The 19,281-nt window shown below is 64.9% G+C and carries 19 protein-coding genes and 1 tRNA gene; 10 read left to right on the top strand and 10 right to left on the bottom strand.

Features of this window, described 5'->3' with window-relative positions; genetic code table 11:
• Positions 1–106 precede the first annotated feature (106 nt).
• From HLH35_RS01815 to HLH35_RS01800, 4 genes are all read right to left on the bottom strand, one after another.
• Positions 107–295 (bottom strand): hypothetical protein, encoded by a 189-nt coding sequence (locus tag HLH35_RS01815; protein WP_182977485.1) that lies wholly within the window; start codon positions 293–295, stop codon positions 107–109.
• Between the two features lie 912 nt (positions 296–1,207).
• A tRNA-Thr gene (locus HLH35_RS01810) sits at positions 1,208–1,282 on the bottom strand.
• 108 nt (positions 1,283–1,390) lie between these two features.
• Positions 1,391–1,804, bottom strand: a complete 414-nt coding sequence (gene dksA / locus HLH35_RS01805; RefSeq protein ID WP_182968246.1) for an RNA polymerase-binding protein DksA — start codon at positions 1,802–1,804, stop codon at positions 1,391–1,393.
• A gap of 154 nt (positions 1,805–1,958) precedes the next feature.
• Positions 1,959–3,617, bottom strand: a complete 1,659-nt coding sequence (locus HLH35_RS01800; RefSeq protein ID WP_182977484.1) for an efflux transporter outer membrane subunit — start codon at positions 3,615–3,617, stop codon at positions 1,959–1,961.
• 132 nt (positions 3,618–3,749) lie between these two features.
• Here HLH35_RS01800 and HLH35_RS01795 point away from each other — a divergent pair, with 132 nt between their 5' ends.
• Positions 3,750–4,430: a TetR/AcrR family transcriptional regulator gene (locus HLH35_RS01795; protein WP_182977483.1), complete on the top strand. Its 681-nt coding sequence runs from the start codon at positions 3,750–3,752 to the stop codon at positions 4,428–4,430.
• Between the two features lie 369 nt (positions 4,431–4,799).
• Complete coding sequence (locus HLH35_RS01790; RefSeq protein WP_182977482.1) at positions 4,800–7,367, top strand: mechanosensitive ion channel domain-containing protein; 2,568 nt, start codon at positions 4,800–4,802, stop codon at positions 7,365–7,367.
• Positions 7,368–7,476: 109 nt separating this feature from the next.
• Here HLH35_RS01790 and HLH35_RS01785 read toward each other — a convergent pair whose 3' ends face one another.
• Complete coding sequence (locus HLH35_RS01785; RefSeq protein ID WP_182977481.1) at positions 7,477–8,001, bottom strand: GNAT family N-acetyltransferase; 525 nt, start codon at positions 7,999–8,001, stop codon at positions 7,477–7,479.
• Between the two features lie 51 nt (positions 8,002–8,052).
• The gene (locus tag HLH35_RS01780; protein WP_182977480.1) at positions 8,053–8,595 is read right to left on the bottom strand and encodes a DUF4142 domain-containing protein; all 543 of its coding nucleotides are present in this window, start codon (positions 8,593–8,595) and stop codon (positions 8,053–8,055) included.
• A gap of 493 nt (positions 8,596–9,088) precedes the next feature.
• Here HLH35_RS01780 and HLH35_RS01775 point away from each other — a divergent pair, with 493 nt between their 5' ends.
• Positions 9,089–9,583: a hypothetical protein gene (locus tag HLH35_RS01775; RefSeq protein WP_182977613.1), complete on the top strand. Its 495-nt coding sequence runs from the start codon at positions 9,089–9,091 to the stop codon at positions 9,581–9,583.
• Between the two features lie 15 nt (positions 9,584–9,598).
• Here HLH35_RS01775 and HLH35_RS01770 read toward each other — a convergent pair whose 3' ends face one another.
• Positions 9,599–9,994, bottom strand: a complete 396-nt coding sequence (locus HLH35_RS01770) for a hypothetical protein (protein ID WP_182977479.1) — start codon at positions 9,992–9,994, stop codon at positions 9,599–9,601.
• Between the two features lie 169 nt (positions 9,995–10,163).
• Between HLH35_RS01770 and HLH35_RS01765 the strand changes: the two genes are divergently transcribed.
• Complete coding sequence (locus HLH35_RS01765) at positions 10,164–10,607, top strand: GNAT family N-acetyltransferase (RefSeq protein WP_182977478.1); 444 nt, start codon at positions 10,164–10,166, stop codon at positions 10,605–10,607.
• A gap of 9 nt (positions 10,608–10,616) precedes the next feature.
• Here the strand turns inward: HLH35_RS01765 and HLH35_RS01760 are convergent, their stop codons facing one another.
• Positions 10,617–11,537, bottom strand: coding sequence for a LysR substrate-binding domain-containing protein (locus HLH35_RS01760; protein WP_182977477.1), 921 nt, complete (start codon positions 11,535–11,537; stop codon positions 10,617–10,619).
• Positions 11,538–11,659: 122 nt separating this feature from the next.
• Here HLH35_RS01760 and HLH35_RS01755 point away from each other — a divergent pair, with 122 nt between their 5' ends.
• Both HLH35_RS01755 and HLH35_RS01750 read left to right on the top strand, forming a co-directional pair.
• On the top strand, positions 11,660–12,529 hold the full coding sequence (locus tag HLH35_RS01755; RefSeq protein WP_182977476.1) for a pirin family protein: 870 nt from the start codon (positions 11,660–11,662) through the stop codon (positions 12,527–12,529).
• A 95-nt stretch (positions 12,530–12,624) separates the two neighbouring features.
• Complete coding sequence (locus tag HLH35_RS01750) at positions 12,625–13,515, top strand: pirin family protein (RefSeq protein ID WP_182977475.1); 891 nt, start codon at positions 12,625–12,627, stop codon at positions 13,513–13,515.
• 35 nt (positions 13,516–13,550) lie between these two features.
• Here HLH35_RS01750 and HLH35_RS01745 read toward each other — a convergent pair whose 3' ends face one another.
• The gene (locus tag HLH35_RS01745) at positions 13,551–14,810 is read right to left on the bottom strand and encodes a cation:proton antiporter (RefSeq protein WP_182977474.1); all 1,260 of its coding nucleotides are present in this window, start codon (positions 14,808–14,810) and stop codon (positions 13,551–13,553) included.
• A gap of 192 nt (positions 14,811–15,002) precedes the next feature.
• Positions 15,003–15,983 carry a LysR family transcriptional regulator gene (locus tag HLH35_RS01740; RefSeq protein ID WP_182977473.1) on the bottom strand — a complete coding sequence of 327 codons (981 nt, stop codon included), beginning with the start codon at positions 15,981–15,983 and terminating at the stop codon, positions 15,003–15,005.
• A 103-nt stretch (positions 15,984–16,086) separates the two neighbouring features.
• Here HLH35_RS01740 and HLH35_RS01735 point away from each other — a divergent pair, with 103 nt between their 5' ends.
• From HLH35_RS01735 to HLH35_RS01720, 4 genes are all read left to right on the top strand, one after another.
• On the top strand, positions 16,087–16,671 hold the full coding sequence (locus HLH35_RS01735; RefSeq protein WP_182977472.1) for a glutathione S-transferase family protein: 585 nt from the start codon (positions 16,087–16,089) through the stop codon (positions 16,669–16,671).
• Positions 16,672–16,690: 19 nt separating this feature from the next.
• Positions 16,691–17,410 (top strand): glutathione S-transferase, encoded by a 720-nt coding sequence (locus HLH35_RS01730; protein WP_182977471.1) that lies wholly within the window; start codon positions 16,691–16,693, stop codon positions 17,408–17,410.
• 74 nt (positions 17,411–17,484) lie between these two features.
• Entirely contained in the window at positions 17,485–17,907 is a 423-nt protein-coding gene (arfB, locus tag HLH35_RS01725; RefSeq protein WP_182977470.1) for an alternative ribosome rescue aminoacyl-tRNA hydrolase ArfB, read from the top strand.
• Between the two features lie 45 nt (positions 17,908–17,952).
• A complete protein-coding gene (locus HLH35_RS01720; protein WP_182977469.1) occupies positions 17,953–19,257 on the top strand; it encodes a replication-associated recombination protein A in 1,305 nt (434 codons plus the stop codon).
• The last annotated feature ends 24 nt before the right edge of the window (positions 19,258–19,281 follow it).

Below are 19,281 nucleotides of genomic sequence, written 5' to 3'. Positions count from 1 at the left end.
GCGCGGGCGCGTGGAGCGGGCAGTCTCCGAGAGCGGCCCGGAGGGCCGCGCCCGGCGTGGAAACGCGCGGAGGACACGCTGCTGGCGCGCAGGTCCAGACAGGTTCTTACGTGTGAGCTGCCACCCCGGACAGGATGGCCTTCACCAGGGCCTCGATATCGAAATGGCCCTCCAGGGTCACGTCTGTCGGCCAACCGTCAAATCCGATCGTTGGTGCATCTGGCCCCTCAGCACTCTGACGGCTCAGTTCTGCGCGTGCGGCGCCCATGGCGCGGGCCATCGTCAATATGTCCATGATACGGAATTTTCTCCTACGTCAGAGTCAGGTGATCCGCCCGGTCCGCGCGCGGGCGGCCCATTAGCCGCTCGCCGCGCGGATGCGGGAGTGGCCATGCGGACAGCGGATACCCGCGTATTCATAGAATTTAGGAATAAAAGATAAAAGAGAGAGAAGGAAACTTGGCCGCATAAGAATTCTTTTCCTCTGCATCATGGTTTATTAACGAAGTGAGATTAATTTGTAATTGCGAACATAGAGCAGAGGATAATGTGCTGATGCCTCGATTTATGGTCCAAGAAGTCGTGCGAACACTTGCACCGGATTTGCAGTTGCAGTTCCTGAACGTTCTATTGGTTCTTCGTCCCATGACGAAATTGGCACGGGTAGCCGCAATTGAAACACTTATAGAAATACAGTCATCGGGACGCCTGCCGATATTGCTTCCGCTGGTGCATTTGTTACGCTGCTGCCACAGAATTACAGACCGACAATTTTTGTCCATGGTCGACGAGACAGAAAAGATCGATGCGCTGTCGGCGAGACCGGAAAGGCATCGAACGTCGACCGCTGCCATAGACCCGCGTTTCTGTCGCTGGAGGCGTTTCAGGTCCCCCGGAGACGATCAGGGCGCGCGTTGATGCATCATTGAAGGCGATGCATGAGGCGTCGATTCGTGCCTCGCAAGCGGTGAAGCCGGTCAGCATTAACTGACCCGCCTCTTCATGATGGCTTCGATCACCCCATGATGGACGGCGTGGGCCGGTTCAAGGGCTGGCGCCGGTCCGGCAACCATCGTGCCAGCGAGAGGCTGCGCTGGGACGGATGCTGGGGCGCGCATCGGATGCGTTATCCGCATTCTCGGGATTTTCTGTGCCAACTGGCACAGAAAATGTGCCGGCACTTGCCGAAGAAAGCTAAGGGAAATCATGGTGCTGCTGGACAGGATTGAACTGTCGACCTCTCCCTTACCAAGGGAGTGCTCTACCACTGAGCTACAGCAGCAACGGGGTGGGCGGTTCCTACCGCCTCCCGGGGAGTGTTGCAACCCCCCTTGGCGAGAAAACATGACCGGGCCGTATGATAGCCGGTCATGCCCCCGCCGAAGTGCGGTCAGTCGTCGCGGTGGATCTTTTCCATGCGCTCGTGCCGCTCCTGCGCCTCGATCGACAGGGTGGCGATCGGGCGGGCTTCCAGCCGTTTCAGGCCGATCGGCTCGCCGGTTTCCTCGCAGAATCCGTATGATCCGTTCTCGACTCGCAGCAGGGCCTGGTTGATCTTGGAAATCAGCTTGCGGGCCCGGTCGCGGGTGCGCAGTTCCAGCGCGCGATCGGTCTCGACGCTGGCGCGGTCGGTGATGTCGGCTTCGTGGATGCCGCCTTCGGAGAGGCTGGCCAGGGTCTCGTCCGCTTCTTTCAGCAGATCGGCGCGCCATTTCAGGAGCTTCTGGCGGAAATATTCCACCTGAAGCGGGTTCATGAACTCCTCGTCTTCCGAGGGATGGTAATCGGGGGGCAGTGTGATCATGGTGCGCGTCCTTGAATATTGCCCCCGGGACGAGATCATCGCCCGACAGGGACCCGCCGCGAAACGGGCGGCTTATACGCTGCCGCCCGCCATCCGCCAAGCCTGAAGCCGGCTGGAGTCGTTCGGAAAAGCAGGTTTCGACGCGAAGTTCCCATCAGGCCGGGCCATGGGAAGACGCTTGCGCGACCGTATGCGGGGCAGAGCCGGCGGGAATGGAGTCGGGGAAGGTGGTCTCCCAGCCGCCGCCGAGGGCGGAATAAAGCTGCACCAGGTCGGTCGACAGGGTGGCCGTGCTGCCGGTGAGGTCGGTCTGGGCGGCCAGCAGGCGGCGTTCGGCGTCCAGCACCGTCAGGAACGTCACCATACCGTGACGATACTGGTCGCGGGCCAGGTCCAGCCCGCGCTGGTCGGCCGCGACCTCGCGCGCCAGGCTGTCGCGGCGCATCTGTTCGTCGCGATAGGCGGTCAGCGCGTTATCGACCTCGTGCCACGCGCCCAGCACGGTCTGGCGGTAGGAAATCGCGGCTTCCTGCTGGGCGGATTTGCGCAGTTCGAGCTGGCCGCGCAGTCGGCCGCCCTGGAAGATGGGCAATGTGATCGAGGGGCCGACATTCCACGCCCGTGCGTTCCAGAACCCCAGGTCGCGGAACGAGAGCGACTGGAAGCCGAATCCGGCATCGATGGTGACGCGGGGGTAGAATTCGGCCACCGCCTCGCCGACCTGCGCGGTGGCGGCGTGCAGTTGCGCTTCCGCCTGGCGGATGTCGGGACGGCGGCGGGCCAGCTCGGACGGCACGCCGGCCGGGACGCGCGGCGGCACCGGCGGAATGGCCTCGGCCTTGAGCAGTTCGCCGGCCAGGGCGGCCGGCGGTTCGCCCAGCAGCAGGCTGAGCGCGTTGACCTGCACGGCGATCTGCTGCTCGGTCTGCGGGATGCGGGCGGTGGTGGCGTCGAGCTGGGACTGAGCGCTCTGCACGTCCAGCTCGCTGACCAGTCCGGCCTGATTGCGCTGGCGGCTGAGTTCCAGCGTGCGGGCAGCGGTGTCGCGATTGTCCAGCAGGATGTGCAGCAGGGTCTGGGCCTCGCGCAGGGCCATGTAGTCGCGGGCCAGTTCGGCCATCTGTGCCGTCAGCACGCCGCGCCGTTCCTCGTTCGAGGCCTGCAGGTCGGCGCCCGCGGCTTCGTACTGCCTGCGCACGCGGCCCCACAGATCGACCTCCCACGTCGCGTCGATACTGTCTTTCCACTGGTCGAAGAGGGGAATCGTCAGGTGGCCCGATTCGTCGGCCAGGGTGGCGTTGCCCAGTTGCCCGGACTGGCGGATGGCCTGCTGTACCTGCGGGGACTTGCCCACGTCGCTGACGATGCGTTGCAGCATCTTGGTGCTGTATTGCGCGCGCGAATACGACCCCGCGGCGCTGAGGCCCGGATAGCGTTCGGCCCCGGCAATGCGGAGCTGGGAGCGGCTTTGCGCCAGGCGGGCGGTGGCGATGCCGACCGACAGGTTCTGCGAAGCCACGCGGCGTTCCAGCGCCGACAGCTCGGCATCGTGGAACACGTCCCACCAGGCCGGATCGGGCGCTGCGTCGGAAATGTCGCTGGTGACCGGGCCCGTTGCCGGTCCGGTCGGCGGGGACGAGCCCGGACCGGCCCAGTGCGGGGGCGTCCAGCTTGCGGGCTTGTGAAAATCGGGCCCGACCGCGCATCCACCGGCCAGGGCGGATAATCCGATGATGGCGGCCCGCCAAGAATATCCCTTATACACCAGACGGTCCCCTGCTTCCTCCGGTCCCGCCAGCGGTCCTATCGACATGACGGGAGGCAATATGACATCATGATGAACAATGACCGACCGGTTCGGTCATTGCCGATACCCTATCGGCTTTCCCCGCCCGGTCAATCCGTCCGGGCTGGAAAGCAATGGTCGCCGGAGGTAGTAAGCGCCATGTCAGCCGTTCAGTCGCCCCACGTGCCGGATCTGCCGGGGATTTCCAGCGCGAAGCGGCGGCAGATCCTGGATGGGGCGGCCCGGATCTTTGCCGAGCACGGGTATGAGGGCGCCAGCATGTCGCAGATCGCGCGCGATGCCGGGGTCTCGAAGGGCACGCTGTATAATTACTATGACAGCAAGGCGAGCCTGTTCGCGGCCTTCATCGAGGAATGTGCCTGCGAGAAGCTGCCGAAGCTGTTCGAGACGATCGGGGAGGCCCAGAGCCCCGAGGCCACGCTGGAGGGCATTGCCACCGCGATGATCCGGCTGACCATTTCGCCGCTGTCGCTGATGCTGAACCGCATCGTTGTGTCGGAAGCGGCGACCTTTCCGCATCTGGCTGAGATTTTCTGGCAGGTCGGGCCGTGCAAGGCGATCGGCATCCTGTCTGACTGGCTGCGGGCGCGTACCAGTGACGGTATTCTGGACGTGCCGGACCCGGAACTGGCGGCCGAACTCTTCTATGCCCTGTGCCAGACGCGCATTACCTGGCGCAAGCGCCTGCAATTGCCGGTCGATTCCGACCCGGCCCATATCGCGATGATCGCGCGGGCGGTGACGCGGATGTTCCTGAACACGTTCCAGGTGGGCAAGGGGCCGCCTGTGCCGGAAGCGATTCCTGACGCGCCGGCTTGATCCAGATCAAACCATTGGCGCGGCATTCGCGCCATTCTGCTGACGGAACAGGCTGAGCCTGCACTCCGAATCATGTGGGAAACCGGGGCCTCTGGCCCCGGTTTTTCGTTGGGCCTGGCTGGTCGTGCGCCCGGGCGGCGTACGCCGTGGCGGCCGGTTTGCAGGCACATGATGGGGTCGGCTCCGGGGGGCGTTCCCGCTTGCCCCGCCCACGTTTCCAGACCGGTCCTCGTCGGTGCGGCCGCGCGTCAGCCGGGGTGCGCGCGAACTTTCCTGTTGTCTCATGCGTTTAGGGCCGCGCGCCCGGCGCACACGCATATGCCGCCGTCGGTCCATATCCGTCCGCCAGATCGCTCAGCCGGAGGACTCATGCCCGTCGACGCCTCTGTTACGTCTCGCCATCGCCTGTCTTCCGCCTGTCTGCGTGTTGCGCTTGCGCTGATGACGGTCATGCTTCTGTCCGCATTGATCGTGCCGCGTTCCGGGCTGTTCCCGGTGGCGCGGGCGCAGGATCGTGCCGTGCCTGGGGGGCAGGGGGCGACGCCGGACCAGGCGCAATTGCAGCATCTGCTGAACACGCTGGATGATCCGCAGCGGCGGGCGGCCTTTCTGCAGGATCTGCGCGCATTGCAGGGACTGCCGCCGGATGCGGCGGCCCGGACGCCTGCCGGTGCGGCGGGCAAGGCGGCCGCTGCCCCACCGCCTGCGGCGGACGCGGCCAAGGCGGCGGCTCCGGCTCCGGCTCCGGCTCCGGCGCCGATCGCCCTGGCCCCGGGCAGTCTGGGGGCTGTGGCCCTGCATGGGCTGGGGGGGATTGCGGGCGCGGTGACCCAGCATGTGCGCCATTTCGGTGCCCTGTTTACGGACCTGCGCAGTGTGGGCGTCTGGGGGCGGCGGATCATGGCGCCCGGTGCCCGGCGCGATGGGCTGGTTGCGCTGGGGTGGCGGCTGGGGCTGGTGATGCTGATCGGGCTCGCCCTCGAGCGCGGAGTGGCCATGCTGCTGCGCCGGTATCTGGTCCGGATCGACACGATGCTGGCGACGCGCCTGCCGCTGCCGGCCCGCGAGCCGGATCATGAAGCGGTGGGGCCGCCGCCCGGTGCGGCCGTCGCGGCTGAAGATAACGGTGCCTCTGCGGAACGGGTGCGCGTGCAGGAGGCCGCGACCCGCTGGCGTGCCGCGCGCCTGCTGCGGCAATTGCGTCTGCTGCCCTGGATCGTGCTGCGTCTGGTGCTGGAACTGACGCCGCTCGCCGCGTTCCTGGGGATCGCCACGCTGATGGCCAATGTTCTGGCCGGCGAGGATGACGCGTTGCCGACGGCGCAGATCATGCTGATGGTCATCAATGCCTATGCGATCGGTCGTGCGGCGATCATCGGGCTGGGTGCCCTGCTGTCGCCCCGGCTGCCGCATCTGCGGCCGGTGCCGCTGAGTGATGGTATGGCGCGGATTCTCACAGGATGGACGACCGCGCTGATCGCGCTGCCTGTCGCGGCGCTGTGCCTGGCCGATGCAGGCGGGCTGCTGGGGCTGTCCGAACCGGGGCAGGATGCGATCGGGCTGGTGATCCTGCTGGAGGAACATCTGCTGGTGGCGGGGCTGATCGTGCAGGTGCGGCGCCCGGTCGCGCGCATGTTGCAGCCGCCGGGCATGCTGCGCTGGCGGCTGGGCCATGGTCTGTTCGACGGGTTGGCCGAGCGGTGGTGGATCTTCGCGCTGGTCCTCGACGGGGCGTTGTGGCTGGTGTCGGCGGCCGACATTCCGGGGGGCTATACGAGAGTGTGGCGCCTGTGTGCCATTGCCCTCGGCGTTCTGATCGTGTTCCGGGCGCTGGCGATCCTGCTGTTCGGGTTGCTGGACCGTGCGTTCCGCCCTGATCAGGATGCGGACATGGCGGCATCGGGCCTGGTTCGGCGTGGCGTGCGCTATTACCCGTATGTCCGCCAGATGCTGGCGTGGATACTGGGAATCGCGGGTGCCGTCACGCTGTTGCAGGCCTGGGGGGTGCCGGCCTTCGCGTGGTTCGATAACGGCAAGGTGGGGCGCCGGCTGGTTTCGGCCGCGGCCACGGTGCTGGTGGCGCTGGCGATCGGCATCGTCGTCTGGGAATATGTCAATGCCGCGCTGGATCGGCAGATCGGCCATTATACCAGCAGCGCGCAGCCTGGGCGGGCGATGCGGCTGCGCACGCTCTCACCGATCCTGCGCACCGTGCTGCTGGTGTGTCTGAGCATTGTGGTGGTCATGACCGTGCTCAGCCAGATCGGGCTGAATATCGCGCCGCTGCTGGCCGGGGCGGGGATCATCGGTGTTGCCGTCGGGTTCGGGTCGCAGAAGCTGGTGCAGGATTTCATTACCGGCATTTTCCTGCTGCTGGAAAACGCGATGGAGGTGGGAGACACGGTGACTGCCGGCGGCCTGTCCGGCGTGGTGGAAACATTGTCGATCCGCACGCTGCGCCTGCGGGCGAGCGACGGGTCGGTGCATATCATTCCCTTCAGCGCGGTTTCCACCGTCACCAACACCAATCGCGGTGTGGGCAATGCCGCCGTCAGCGTCGATATCGCGCCGGACCAGGATATCGACCGTGCCGCCGCCCTGCTGGCGGAGATTGTGGAGGGCATGCGCCAGGACCCGGAACTTGCCCCCGGCATGTTGAGCGACCTGCAATATTGGGGGGTGAATGCGGTTTCATCCCAGGCCGTCACGCTGCTGGGGCAGATCGTCTGCACCGATGCGGCCCGGTGGCCGGTGCAGCGGGCGTTCAATCGGCTTCTGGTCCAGCGTTTCGCCGGCGAGGGTATTCGGCTGGCGCGGCCGGCGCAGAGTGTGGAATTGATTTCACTGCCTTCGGAGCCGGCTGAGGCCGGGGAGGACAAGGGTGCGAGCGGGGCGCTGCCCCGTATTTCAGGAAGCTCGCCTTCCGCCCCGCCTTGAGCGTTATGGCGGCTGTCAGATCGTTCATCGCCGATTCGGCTGTTCGGCAGGGAGTGACATTCGGGGCGTCTGTACGCGCACGGGAAAATGGAAATTGCAGAGGATATGCCTACAGGCGTCGAAACATGTAGGTCGTGGCATGCATCGCCTGACCATCGGAATCCCATGCGTAATCGGGGATTTCACCGGCAATTTCGAAACCCAGTGACGAATACAATCCCTGGGCGACATCGCCGCTGCGCGTATCCAATGTCACAAGGGTCTTGCCGATGTCGCGGGCGCGCTCGAGTGCGGCATTCATCAGCATCCGTCCGATGCCGCGCTGGCGCATTTCGGGATGTACCATCATCTTGGCTATTTCACAGCGATGCGGCTGATTTCGTGGACAGGCTGTGACAAGCTGCACAGTGCCGACGAGGCGCGGCCCCAGCCTGGCGCCAAAGAGGATGCGCTCTCCCCGCGATAGTGCATTCCCGATATCTTGCGACCAGAAACGACTTGCCTCTTCCTTTGACAGGGGCAGCATGAAGCCGATGGCGGCTCCAGCCGTGACACTGTCGACAAGAATCCCCGACAAGTCATCGAGGTCGTTGACGAGAGCCTCGTTATCCAGTTCGACAATCTTGATATCCACCGGCACCTCTCTTCAGGCTGTGTGTTGCCTACGTCGCGTTCCGGAAGGGGGTTATTTGAGCTGGGCCGTGTAGGCGGCCAGCATGGTCTTGGTGTCGGTTGCGAGTTTGGCCAGGTCGGTGTTCTTCGAGGTGGCGATCTCGGTTTCGATGACGGGCCTCATTCCGGCCTGGTTGCGCGAAAGATAGCGGATATAGCTTCGGTCGAATGCGGGGCCATGAAGATGCTGCATCCGGTCGACGATTTTCTGGTCTTCGGGGGAAGGCTTGGCTGCCAGGGTGATGGCGTGGGGGGCTACCAGTTTCGCCAGCTTGTCCTGGTTGCCTGTCAGGTCCTTTTCAATGGTCGCGCCGAGGGTTGCGATGTCGCTGCGGGCCGCGTGGGTCCGGGCCGCCTTGGCCAGGGCGATCTGCGTTACGTTCATGTCGTTGAGTTTCTGCACGAAAGCCGCGTCGGCCGTCGTCAGGTCGGGGGCTTTTTGCAGGGCCGGCAGGGGTGGTGCGGGAGGATGGCCGGCCGTGCAGGCGCCGAGTGCGAGCAGGCTTGCCACAAGAGCGGGCTGGGCAAGCGATGTATGGCGAGACAGAAGCGACATGAGTGGCGGATTCTCCCTGGATTTCCGATGCGGTTCCGCATGGCGGCCCGTGGTGCCGGATGGCGTGTCGAGGACGCTGCGGCCGGGCTGGCGTGCCCGGTCTTTCGATCCGTCGTGGACGACGCCCTCCGTACTGGCGATAGGCATCATGATGATAGTGCGGGGCGCGGAAGGCAATGGTGAAGTAAAGGCGTAAGCCTTTCATTAAGATATTTGAGGATCGGCCCATCATGATGTGGCCATAATTCCTGTAACGGCCCGTTTCATTGCGAAATGGGTATTTTGTGCCCGGCCCGGCCTTGCATCGACCGGAAAGAGCGCACTAGGGTCGTCGGACAAATGCGCCGTGCCGGGCGTGGTTCGATCGAGATGTGGGGATAATCCGGGAATGAACTGTCGCACTCTGTGTCTGCTCGCTGTGTCTTCGCTCTCTCTCGGTCTGGGTGGATGCGGATATCTGGATGCACGGGCGGCGCACACGGCGCAGATTACCATGATCGGGATGACGTCCTACGATCTGCAGGCATGTGCCGGGATTCCGGCTGCCACCAAGCAGTTGAACGATACGACCCAGATCTTCGTCTATACCGGCACGCACAAGCAGCCGAGCTATGGCGGTTCGACGCTGATTCCGGTGGGCGACATCGTTACGACGATCTCGCAGTTCGGCGGCGGTGGCGGGACGACCTGCACGGCCGTGATCCGCCTGGACCATGACCGGGTGTCGGACGTGCATTATACGGGCGACAATGACGAACTGTTCGGAACGGACGGGATCTGTTCCATTATCACCCGCGGATGTGCGCGCCAGCCGGAAGGCACGATGAAGAAATCCGCCGGCGGCATATTCGGCCCTGTTTCGGCGTTCCATCCGCCTATCACGCCGAACCAGTCGACGTCCGGCACCTATTCCCCGCAATCCGGATCGGTCGTGCTCAATCCCGATGCGAAATCTTCCGACCCGGCCGTTATTCCCCGGACGCAGTAAGGGTTTTCCGGCCGATCAACTGGCCGGTCTTTTATCGTCCATGCGGGGCGCTGTTGTGACCGGTTGGCTGTTCGATCGCTGAATGGCCTCGTTCTGGGCCTTGGTGGTGACCCAGTGCAGTTCTTTCTCGGCTTCCGGCACGCTCAATGTGCCGGTGTCGACATCCAGGCCAATGCGCAGGGAGGCCATGTCGATCTGTGAAACCAGGTCGTACTGGGGGCCGAGTGCGTTCGGGCCGTAGTGGAGATGGGCGCCGGCGATACAACTGAACCGGTCGTATGCGGTGCCCTTGCGGAACGGATAGGTTGCGAAACAGCGGGAAACGGCCGTGTGCAGATCGCCCTGGCCCTGATCGTCCGCACAGCCTGCCGACAGGGCGCAGAGGAAGGCAAGGGCAGGCAGGCGCCTCATGTCGGCAACCTTCTGGGAGCTTGTCTGGAAAAAGAATAGTATCACAGGGTGATATCCGCCTGATCATGCGTGTCTTCAGGATATTCGTCCATTTTCCGGGCGCTGCCTCCGCTCGGGAGACATGTCTGTCGGGATTGGAACATAGGGGCAAGACATGAAGAATGTTCAGGTGCGCGAATTGCGCGCGTCCGACCTCGATACGGTTGCGCAGCTCTGGCATGCGAGTGCGCTGTCTACGGGTCTCGACGCCCATACCGTGTCGGCTGTGGCGGAATATCGTGAGCGTCTCGAGTTCGAATGGACGCGGGCGTGGCGCGTTTATGTCGCGCGTGACGGGGCTGAGATCGTCGGATTTCTGGCGTTCGAGCCTGGGGAGTCCTGGCTCCGGCAGCTTTTCGTCGCCCCGATGAAAAAGCGCTCGGGCATCGGGTCCATCCTGCTCGATGTGGCTAAACGTGACATGCATGAGGGATTCTGGCTCCGGACCGGTTCCGGCAATGTCGCGGCGCGCCGCTTCTATGAAAGGCACGGCCTGCGCAAGAGTGGCGAATCTCCGCATGATCATTTGCCGATCATGGTTGTCCGCTATCAATGGTCCCCGGCGCATTCGTGACAATCTCCGTCATGGTTGCAGAACCCGTGACGCATCGTGCCGCTGGGCGGCGCATTCGGCGGCGAGGAAGTCGATCAGTGTGCGCACGGCGGGGGTAAGCCCCCGGCGGGAGGGGAAGACGGCGTGCACGATTCCGGCGCGGGGCCGCCAGTCGGGGAGAAGGTGGATCAGGCGACCTTCCGCGATGTCTCGCCAGACCATCATGGTCGGGAGCTGGACGATGCCTGCGCCGGCCAGTGCTGCCTCGCGCAGGACGGCCATGTCGTCGGTTGCCAGGCGCGGCGTGTGGAAGATCGTTGCCGTCTGACCGTCCCTGCTTTCGAGAAGCCAGGAATGGCTGGTGGAGGCGGTGTTGAAATCGAGGCTGGGCAGCGTGTTCAGGTCCGCGGGCGAGGTGAGGGGGGCTGCGATCAGGCCAGGTGCGGCAACCAGGCACTGTGTGCTGGTGTCGAGCACGCGCATGATGAGATTTTCCGATTCCAGCGGCGGGAAGCGCACGCGGATGGCGAGATCGAACCGTTCCTCCAGCACCTCCACCCGTCGGTTCGTGCTCTCGAGGCTGAGGGTGACGGCGGGGTAGCGCATGATGAATTTGGCGAGCAGCGCCCCGAACTGGAAGGTCAGGAGGGCTACCGGGCAACTGAGGCGGATGATGCCGCACGGTTCGGCATGGTGCTGCGCGACCGATTGCTCCGCCGCCTCGGCGTCTTCCAGGACCACCGCGCAGCGTTCGTAGAATGCGCGCCCGGCATCGGTGACCGAGAAATGGCGGGAGGAACGCTGGAGCAGCAACGTGTCCAGCCGTTCCTCCAGCAGGCGTACCCGGCGGCTGAGAAGGGATTTCTGCAGCCCGGTGGCGCGCGCGGCGCTGGCGAAGCCGCCGTGGCGGACGACCTGCACGAAGTAATAAAGGTCGTTGAGGTCCTTCATCGTCTCATGAATAGGACGCACCGTTCGATACGGCAATCTTCATGCGGCGCGGGGAACGCCCCATTGTCCTTGTCATGCAAGGGCGCCCTCCATCGGGGTGCTGTCGATTGGGAGTATGGGCAATGCAGAAGACGATTCTCGGCCGCTACGGCAATGATCGCGGCCATTGGGTGGGGGACGGGTTTCCGGTCCGCTCCCTGTTTTCCTACAGCAATTTCGGCGAGCATCTGAGCCCGTTCCTGCTGCTGGACTATGCCGGGCCCTATGCGTTCGGCCCCACGGAAAGCCGGCGCGGTGTGGGCGAGCATCCGCACAAGGGGTTCGAGACGGTGACGATCGTCTATGACGGCGAGGTCGAGCACCGCGATTCCGCCGGTGGCGGTGGCGTCATCGGACCGGGCGACGTGCAGTGGATGACGGCGGGGAATGGCATCCAGCATGAGGAGTTCCATTCGGCGTCCTATGCAAGGCAGGGCGGCGCGTTCCGGATGGTGCAGTTGTGGGTGAACCTGCCGGCGAAGGACAAGGCCGCGCCGCCGGCCTATCAGACGCTGCATGCGGCCGATATTCCGGTGGTGCGCTTTGCCGACGATGCCGGGCGGCTGCGCATCATCGCCGGAGAGTATCGGGCGGCGCAGGGGCCGGCGCGCATCTTCTCGCCGCTGAATGTGTGGGACGGCACGCTGCGGGCCGGTGCGCAGGTCACGCTCGACCTGCCCGCCGGGCACAGTACGGCGATTGTCTCGCTGGAGGGGCGCCTGATTGTGAATGGCGGTACGGAACTGGGCAGCGCGCAGTTCGCTCTGCTGAGTCGGGAGGGAACGGAGGTGACGCTTCAGGCGGCGGAAGAGGCCAGTTTCCTGGTCCTGACGGGTCAGCCTCTGAATGAACCGATTGCCGGATATGGGCCCTTCGTCATGAACACGCAGGAGGAGATCCGTCAGGCGATCGAGGATTTCAATAACGGGCGTTTTGGCGGGATCGCTGCCTGAGCGCGCCTGGATCGCCGTGACGGTGGCGGGGGTGATTGCCCCCGCCGCCTGTGGCGGGGCGGTTCGATCATGTGAGGCTGGAAGGGAGAAGTGCGATGATCGAGATGATGATCGAGCAGCGTCGCCGCAGTCTGGGCGGTGGTCTGGAAGTGGGACGCATTCTGCCGTTCGCGCGGCGGCGGATGGTCGGGCCGTTCATCTTCTTCGACCATATGGGGCCGCTGGATCTGGCGGCCGGGGTCGATCGCAGCGTGGATGTGCGGCCGCATCCGCATATCGGCCTGTCGACCGTCACCTATCTGTTCTCGGGCGAGGTCATGCATCGCGACAGTCTGGGGTCGGAACAGGCGATCCGGCCGCAGGAGGTCAACTGGATGACGGCCGGAAGCGGGATCACGCATAGCGAGCGGTTCGAGAAAGCGCGGGCGGTCGGCGATCATCTGCACGGTATCCAGGCGTGGGTCGCGTTGCCGAAGGGAGATGAGGAAGCGGCGCCGTCCTTCTCGCATCATGAGGGGGCGGATCTGCCGCAATGGGATGCGGGCGGGGTGCGGGGGCAGGTGATTGCCGGCCACGCTTACGGCCTGACCGCTGCCGCGCGGACGCATTCGCCGCTCTTCTATGTGCATCTGGAGCTGGATGCCGGGGTGCGGGCGGAAATTCCCATGGGTTACCCGGAGCGGGCTGTCTATATCGCCCAGGGTGCGATCGAGATCGATGGAGAGCAATACGCGGCGGGACGGATGCTGGTGCTGGGGCCCGATGTCTCATCCTTTCGGGCCCTGGCGCCCACGACCGCGATGGTGCTGGGGGGCGAGTCCGTTGGCGAGCGGTTCCTGTTCTGGAATTTCGTCAGTTCCTCGAAGGAGCGGCTGGCGCAGGCGGCCGAGGACTGGAAGGAAGGGCGGATGAAACTGCCCGATGCGGACCATGACGAGTTCATCCCCCTGCCTTCGGCCGACACGGCGCCGCCGCCGATGTCGTGATGGCGGCGCACGGGTCGTAAGAGACGCGGCTGGGATCAGGAATTGGCCGTGATCACTCCCGCCGGCAGCGTTGCGGGTTTCCTGGCGCCCGGTTTCGGGGCCAGGGCGCGGAACATCGGCCCGGTCAGCGTGGTGGAGATCACGGCCAGGACCACCAGCGCGGCAAAGGCGAATTCGGAGAGCATGCCCTGCTGGTGCAGGATGGTCGCGGCGACGATTTCCATCAGCCCCTTGCATTGCAGCAGGGCGCCGACGCCCAATGTCTGCCGGCGTGTCAGGCCCGCCGCCGGGGGGCAGATATAGATGGCGGCGATCTTGGTCACGATCGAGACGGCCACCAGTGCCAGCGAGGCGAGGACAGACGGCCAGGTAAGCGCATCGCCATCGATGCGCAGGCCGCTATGCCCGAAGAACATCGGCGCCAGCCAGATCAGGGCGAAGGTCCCGGCCCACTCGATGGGGAGGCGGCGCACCCAGCTGGGCGGCATGATCGCGCCCGCGAAATAGGCGCCGATCAGTTCGTGGAGCCCCAGCTGCTTGCTGGCCCAGGAACCGGCGGCGAGATAGATCGGCACGGCAGTCCAGATGACCCAGGCCGGCGGGTGCCTGAAATGCCGGGAGGCCCAGTTGCCTGTGGCCGCCAGCCCCACGAGGAGTGCGACCGCCAGGAACTCCAGGCTGGTCCATCCATGGAGTGCGGCGCTGCCCCTGGCGGCGAACTGGAGTGCGGCCAGACCGATCCAGAGGGCGGCGTCATCGACCACGGCGAGCTTGAGCGCCAGTTGGCCCAGCGGGCGCTGGGCGGGCTCCAGTTCGCGCACCACGCCGATGAGCACCGGCAGCGCGCTGACGGCCATGCAGAGCCCGATCGAGGCCGCCGCGATCCATGGCGCGGCATGCGGCGCGTGCCAGCCCTGCAGGGGCAGGAAGAATTCATAGGCCAGGAAGGAACCGACCAGGAACGGGCCGCCCAGGGCGACCAGCGCGCTGCCGAGGAGCCGGCCAAGAGGCTGGGGCGGGAGCCGATGGGCCGCATTGGCGTCTTCGCCAGGGTGCTGCCACATCTCGAGCCCGGCGGTGAAGGCCAGGATCAGCACGGCCACCCAGCCGATATCGTCGCCATAGAGCGACGGGACACCCAGTTTGCCGACGGGAACGTGCCAGACCGCCAGCAGGATGCCGATCAGGATCGGCAGTACCGCGATGGGCAGGGCGCGTCGCGTCAGGCGCCACAGCAGCCAGGGTAGCAGCACGAAGATCGCGGCGTCGCCTATCAGCGCCGTAATGTTATGCATTGCTCACCTCCTCTGGTTCATTCGGCGGACACCCTAACGGAGCGTATGTCATTTATGCAAATTGCGCATACCAATATGAAGGATGTTTCATGCTGGCGGTCGCGTCGGATCGCGCAATAGAGTGTTCTATTCGTGAGGTGCGAGAGGCATCTTTTATCATTCACATTTATATAATGATCATATTTTTATGCGTTATTGTCTTGTTTCGATCTCGTGATTGCCGGGTGGCGACATGGCCGGGGCAGGCGGGTTCGATGAGCGGGATATGACCCGGAGACGCTGTTCCAGCGCGTTCGCCGCGAAATCGAGAAAGGCGGTCGTTTTCGCGGGCCGATGGGAGGTGCAGGTGCTGATCAGATGTACCGTGGTGGGGGGAAGTTCCGCCTCCGGCAGGAGCCGGACGAGGTGGCCCGCCGAGAGTTCCTCCGTCACCTGGTATGACAGAACCTGCACGATGCCCAATCCTGCGCGTGCCATTGCGATGGCGCCTTCGACGTCATTGGCCAGGACGCGTGGTGTCAATCGTATGACCTGACGCTGCCCACGGTCGTGTGGGCCTGAGGCGAAGCGCCATTCCCGCGCGACAGGCCGGCTTTCGATGAGGATACTGTCATGGTTCGCCAGGTCACGGACGGATCGCGGCGTGCCCCGTTTTTCCAGATAGGCGGGGCTGGCGACCAGAATGCGCCCGACGCTGCCAACTTTGCGGGCCACGAGGGTTGAATCGGTCAACGCGCCAATGCGGATGGCGACATCCAGACCGTCTTCGATCAGATCGAGATTGCGGTCCGACAACACCAATGTGGCCCGGACCCTTTCAAACCGTAACAGGAAATCCGAAAGCATGGGCGCCACGTGGCGGCGCCCGAATGTCGCCGGGGCCGTGATCCGAAGCATGCCGGCGGGTTGATCGGCCTCATGCGTGGCTGCCTGGGTCAGCGCTTCGTATTGCGCGATGAGATCCCGCGCCTGCATGGCGAAGTGACGGCCGAATTCGGTCGGGGCCAGGCGTCGCGTCGTGCGATCGATCAGGCGTGCGCCCAGTCGTTGCTCCAGCCCCGCCAGGATACGGCTGATGCTGGGAGGAGAGCGATGCAGGCGTCGCGCCGCCGCCGCCATGCTTCCTGAGTCGAGCACGGCAACGAACACTGCCAGTTCATCCAGGCGGTCCAACGCTATTCTTCCATCATCCGAAAGACTGTCGTGCCAGGATAGCGTATCGCCATGTTCGGACAAAACAATGACCCTGGAGCGACCATAGCGAAAGATCGCACCGATGATGATTCTCTACGGCATGCCTCTTTCAGGCCATGTGCATCGCGTACAATTGCTTCTGTCGATGCTCGGCATCGATTACAGGTTCGAGATCGTTTCCGGCCCGACGCCGGAATTGCTGCGTCTGAACCCGCTCGGACAGATTCCGATCCTGTGTGACGGTGATCTGGTGCTGGCCGACAGCAATGCCATTCTGGTCTATCTGGCCAAGGCCTACGGCGCGGGCACCTTGTGGCTGCCGGACGATCCGGTGGGCGCGGCGCGCGTTCAGCGCTGGCTTTCGATTGCGGCGGGGGAACTGAGGCAAGGGCCGGCTGCCGCCCGTATGGTGGCGCTGTGGCAACGCCCGGGCGAGCCCGCCGATGCGTGCGTGCGCGCCGAGCGATTGCTGGCGTTCATGGACGCGCATCTCGACGGACGAACGTTCCTGGCCGCGCGCCCTCCGACGATCGCGGATCTTGCCTGCTATGGCTATGTCGCCCACGCTCCGGAAGGCCATGTGTCGCTGGAGCCCTATCCGAACGTGCGGGCATGGCTCCTGCGTGTCGAGGCTCTGCCCGGCTTTCTGCCGATGCCCTGGATCTGATCTTCTGGAGGACGAATTGATGGCGTGGGAGATCATCCTGGGGAACAGGAATTATTCGTCATGGTCGATGCGGGCGTGGATGCTGCTGCGTCTGGCTGGCGTGCCTTTCGAAGAGACGATCCAGTCGCTTTATGTAACGGGTGCCCGGGCGTGCGTCATTGAACGTGGCGGCGAGACCGGCCTTGTGCCTGTTTTGCGCGTCGATGGCTTCCCGATCTGGGACACGCTTGCGATCGTGGAATATCTTTACGAGCAATGTCCTGCCCTCTGGCCGGCCGACCGCTTCCTGCGGGCGAGGGCACGCAGCTATGCCGGAGAGGTCCATTCGGGCCTGAATGCGCTGCGGGAGGCGATGCCGGTCAATGCGAGGGGGCGCAATCGGCGGGCCGTGCGGACGCAGGCTGTCGAAGACGATATTGCGCGCGTGGCGGCGATATGGAAGACGGCGGGGAGTCATCCCGAGGGGCCCTGGCTGTTCGGGCGCTTCAATGCCGCCGATATCATGTTCGCGCCGGTGGCCTCTCGATTTCAGACCTATGGTGTTTCCTTGCAGGGGGGCGCCGCGACGTATCTGGAGCGGATGCTCGCGCATCCACTGGTGCGGGAGTGGTTTGCTTCCGGACAGGATGAAGCCGAAATCATCGATATGTTCGAGCTGCCGGACCAGTCGGACGGCAAGCCTGAAAGCAGTCGGATGACTGGCCACCCGGAACATCCTGTCTCTCACGACAAGGGGTGAAGGGGCAGGTTGGCGCCCTGCGCCAAGGCGGGGAATAGCACGCGCGGCGGCGCAAAACATGCTATGCCGCGCGCATGGCAATCCCGATCCTTCCCGGACTGTCCCTGGCCGAGTCCGAGCTGGAGGTCAGCTATATCCTTGCGTCCGGCCCCGGTGGGCAGAACGTCAACAAGGTGGCCACGGCGGCGCAATTGCGGTTCGATGCCGCGCGCTCGCCCTCGTTGCCCGAACGGGTGCGCGCCCGGCTGCTGGAGGTGGCGGGCAGCCGTGCCACGCGGGATGGGGTGATCGTCATCACCGCCCGGCGCTTTCGCACGCAGCTGCGCAACCGCGAGGATGCCATTGAACGGCTGGCCGAGCTGATCCGCGAGGCGGCGCATCGTCCCGCTTTTCGTGTGGCCACGCGCCCCGGCCGTGCGGCCCGCCAGCGCCGGCTGGACGGCAAGGCGCACCGGGCGGGCATCAAACGCGGGCGTTCCGGGCGGTTCGATGATTAGGCGCGGCCTGCGCCGTTCTGGAAAATTCCGTGTCTGGGGTGAGGGATGAGCGACCTTTTTGACAGTGGGACGGCACTGGGGCGGATGCCGCTTGCCGCGCAGTTGCGCCCGGCGACGCTGGATGACGTGATCGGCCAGTCGGCGGCGGTTGCGCCCGGTTCGATCCTGCGGCGGCGGATTGCCGGTGGGGCGCTGGGCAGCGTGATTCTGTATGGGCCGCCGGGGGTGGGCAAGACCTCGATCGCGCGGGCGGTGGGGAACATGCTCGGCAAGAGCTTTCGCCCGTTGCACGCGACGCGCAGCGGGGTTGCGGACATTCGCAAGCTGGCGGATGAGGCGCGGATGGTGCCGCTGCTGATCTTCGTCGATGAGGTGCAGCGCTTTTCGGCGACGCAGGCGGATGACCTGCTGGCCATCTGCGAGGAGGGCACGGCCGATTTTATCGGGGCCACGACCGGCAATCCTTATCATGTGCTGACGCCGGCGCTGGTCTCGCGCTCAACCATCCTGAAGCTGGAGCCGCTGACGCTCGAGGAGATGGAGCAGGTGGTGCGGCGTGGCGTCGACCATCTGCGGGGGGAAGGGATCGAGGTCTCGCTGACGGGCGCGCAGGTTCGCCGGATTGCCGGCCGGTCAGGCGGCGATGCGCGGCGGGCGCTGACGACGCTGGAAAGCCTCGCGGTCGGGCATGATGCGAAGCGGGTCACGATCACCGATGCGATGGTGGATGAGGCCTATGCGGCGGCGCCCGTCAATCATGACCGGTCGGGCGATGCGCATTACGATGTGGTTTCGGCGTTCGTGAAATCCATGCGGGGGTCCGACCCCGATGCCACGCTGTACTGGCTGGCGCGCCTGATTCATGGTGGCGAAGACCCGCGCTATATCGCGCGGCGGATCATGATCCATGCGTCGGAGGATGTGGGGCTGGCCGATAATGCCGCGCTCCAGACTGCCGTGGCGGCGATGCAGGCAGTCGAGAAGATCGGGTATCCCGAAGCGCAGATCGTGCTGGCGCATGCGGCGCTGCATGTGGCGCGGGCGCCGAAATCGGGCTCGGCGTGCCGGGGGATTTCGGCGGCGATGCAGTTCGTGGCGAACAATCCGCCGGCCGCCGTGCCGCTGCATCTGCGCGATACGCATTACAAGGGCGCGGCGTCGCTGGGGCATGTCGGGTATCGCTTTCCGCATGATGATCCGCGCGGTTGGGTGGAGCAGGTTTACTCGCCGATTCCGAAGGGGACGCTTTATCGGAGTGATGCGCGTGATGCGGGGACGTTCGAGAAGCGGGCGGATGAGTATTGGCAGCGGGTGACGGGGGAGGCGCAGGCTCGCAAGGGGTGGCAATAAAGGCACCTGCGCACCTGGAGCATG

The sequence above is a fragment of the Gluconacetobacter asukensis genome, from assembly GCF_014174375.1.
GTDB classification, from domain to species: Bacteria; Pseudomonadota; Alphaproteobacteria; order Acetobacterales; family Acetobacteraceae; genus Gluconacetobacter; species Gluconacetobacter asukensis.
This window is presented reverse-complemented; position numbering and strand designations above follow the sequence as displayed.

What these genes read in the sequence shown, in the direction of transcription:
- HLH35_RS01745 (WP_182977474.1), bottom strand. Translation starts at nt 14,810, where the DNA reads ATGCATAACATTACGGCGCTGATAGGCGACGCCGCGATCTTCGTGCTG.
- HLH35_RS01790 (WP_182977482.1), top strand. Translation starts at nt 4,800, where the DNA reads ATGCCCGTCGACGCCTCTGTTACGTCTCGCCATCGCCTGTCTTCCGCC.
- HLH35_RS01780 (WP_182977480.1), bottom strand. Translation starts at nt 8,595, where the DNA reads ATGTCGCTTCTGTCTCGCCATACATCGCTTGCCCAGCCCGCTCTTGTG.
- HLH35_RS01735 (WP_182977472.1), top strand. Translation starts at nt 16,087, where the DNA reads ATGATGATTCTCTACGGCATGCCTCTTTCAGGCCATGTGCATCGCGTA.
- arfB (WP_182977470.1), top strand. Translation starts at nt 17,485, where the DNA reads ATGGCAATCCCGATCCTTCCCGGACTGTCCCTGGCCGAGTCCGAGCTG.
- HLH35_RS01730 (WP_182977471.1), top strand. Translation starts at nt 16,691, where the DNA reads ATGGCGTGGGAGATCATCCTGGGGAACAGGAATTATTCGTCATGGTCG.
- HLH35_RS01750 (WP_182977475.1), top strand. Translation starts at nt 12,625, where the DNA reads ATGATCGAGATGATGATCGAGCAGCGTCGCCGCAGTCTGGGCGGTGGT.
- HLH35_RS01760 (WP_182977477.1), bottom strand. Translation starts at nt 11,537, where the DNA reads ATGAAGGACCTCAACGACCTTTATTACTTCGTGCAGGTCGTCCGCCAC.
- HLH35_RS01800 (WP_182977484.1), bottom strand. Translation starts at nt 3,617, where the DNA reads ATGTCGATAGGACCGCTGGCGGGACCGGAGGAAGCAGGGGACCGTCTG.
- HLH35_RS01795 (WP_182977483.1), top strand. Translation starts at nt 3,750, where the DNA reads ATGTCAGCCGTTCAGTCGCCCCACGTGCCGGATCTGCCGGGGATTTCC.
- HLH35_RS01770 (WP_182977479.1), bottom strand. Translation starts at nt 9,994, where the DNA reads ATGAGGCGCCTGCCTGCCCTTGCCTTCCTCTGCGCCCTGTCGGCAGGC.
- HLH35_RS01775 (WP_182977613.1), top strand. Translation starts at nt 9,089, where the DNA reads ATGATCGGGATGACGTCCTACGATCTGCAGGCATGTGCCGGGATTCCG.
- HLH35_RS01720 (WP_182977469.1), top strand. Translation starts at nt 17,953, where the DNA reads ATGAGCGACCTTTTTGACAGTGGGACGGCACTGGGGCGGATGCCGCTT.
- dksA (WP_182968246.1), bottom strand. Translation starts at nt 1,804, where the DNA reads ATGATCACACTGCCCCCCGATTACCATCCCTCGGAAGACGAGGAGTTC.
- HLH35_RS01755 (WP_182977476.1), top strand. Translation starts at nt 11,660, where the DNA reads ATGCAGAAGACGATTCTCGGCCGCTACGGCAATGATCGCGGCCATTGG.
- HLH35_RS01815 (WP_182977485.1), bottom strand. Translation starts at nt 295, where the DNA reads ATGGACATATTGACGATGGCCCGCGCCATGGGCGCCGCACGCGCAGAA.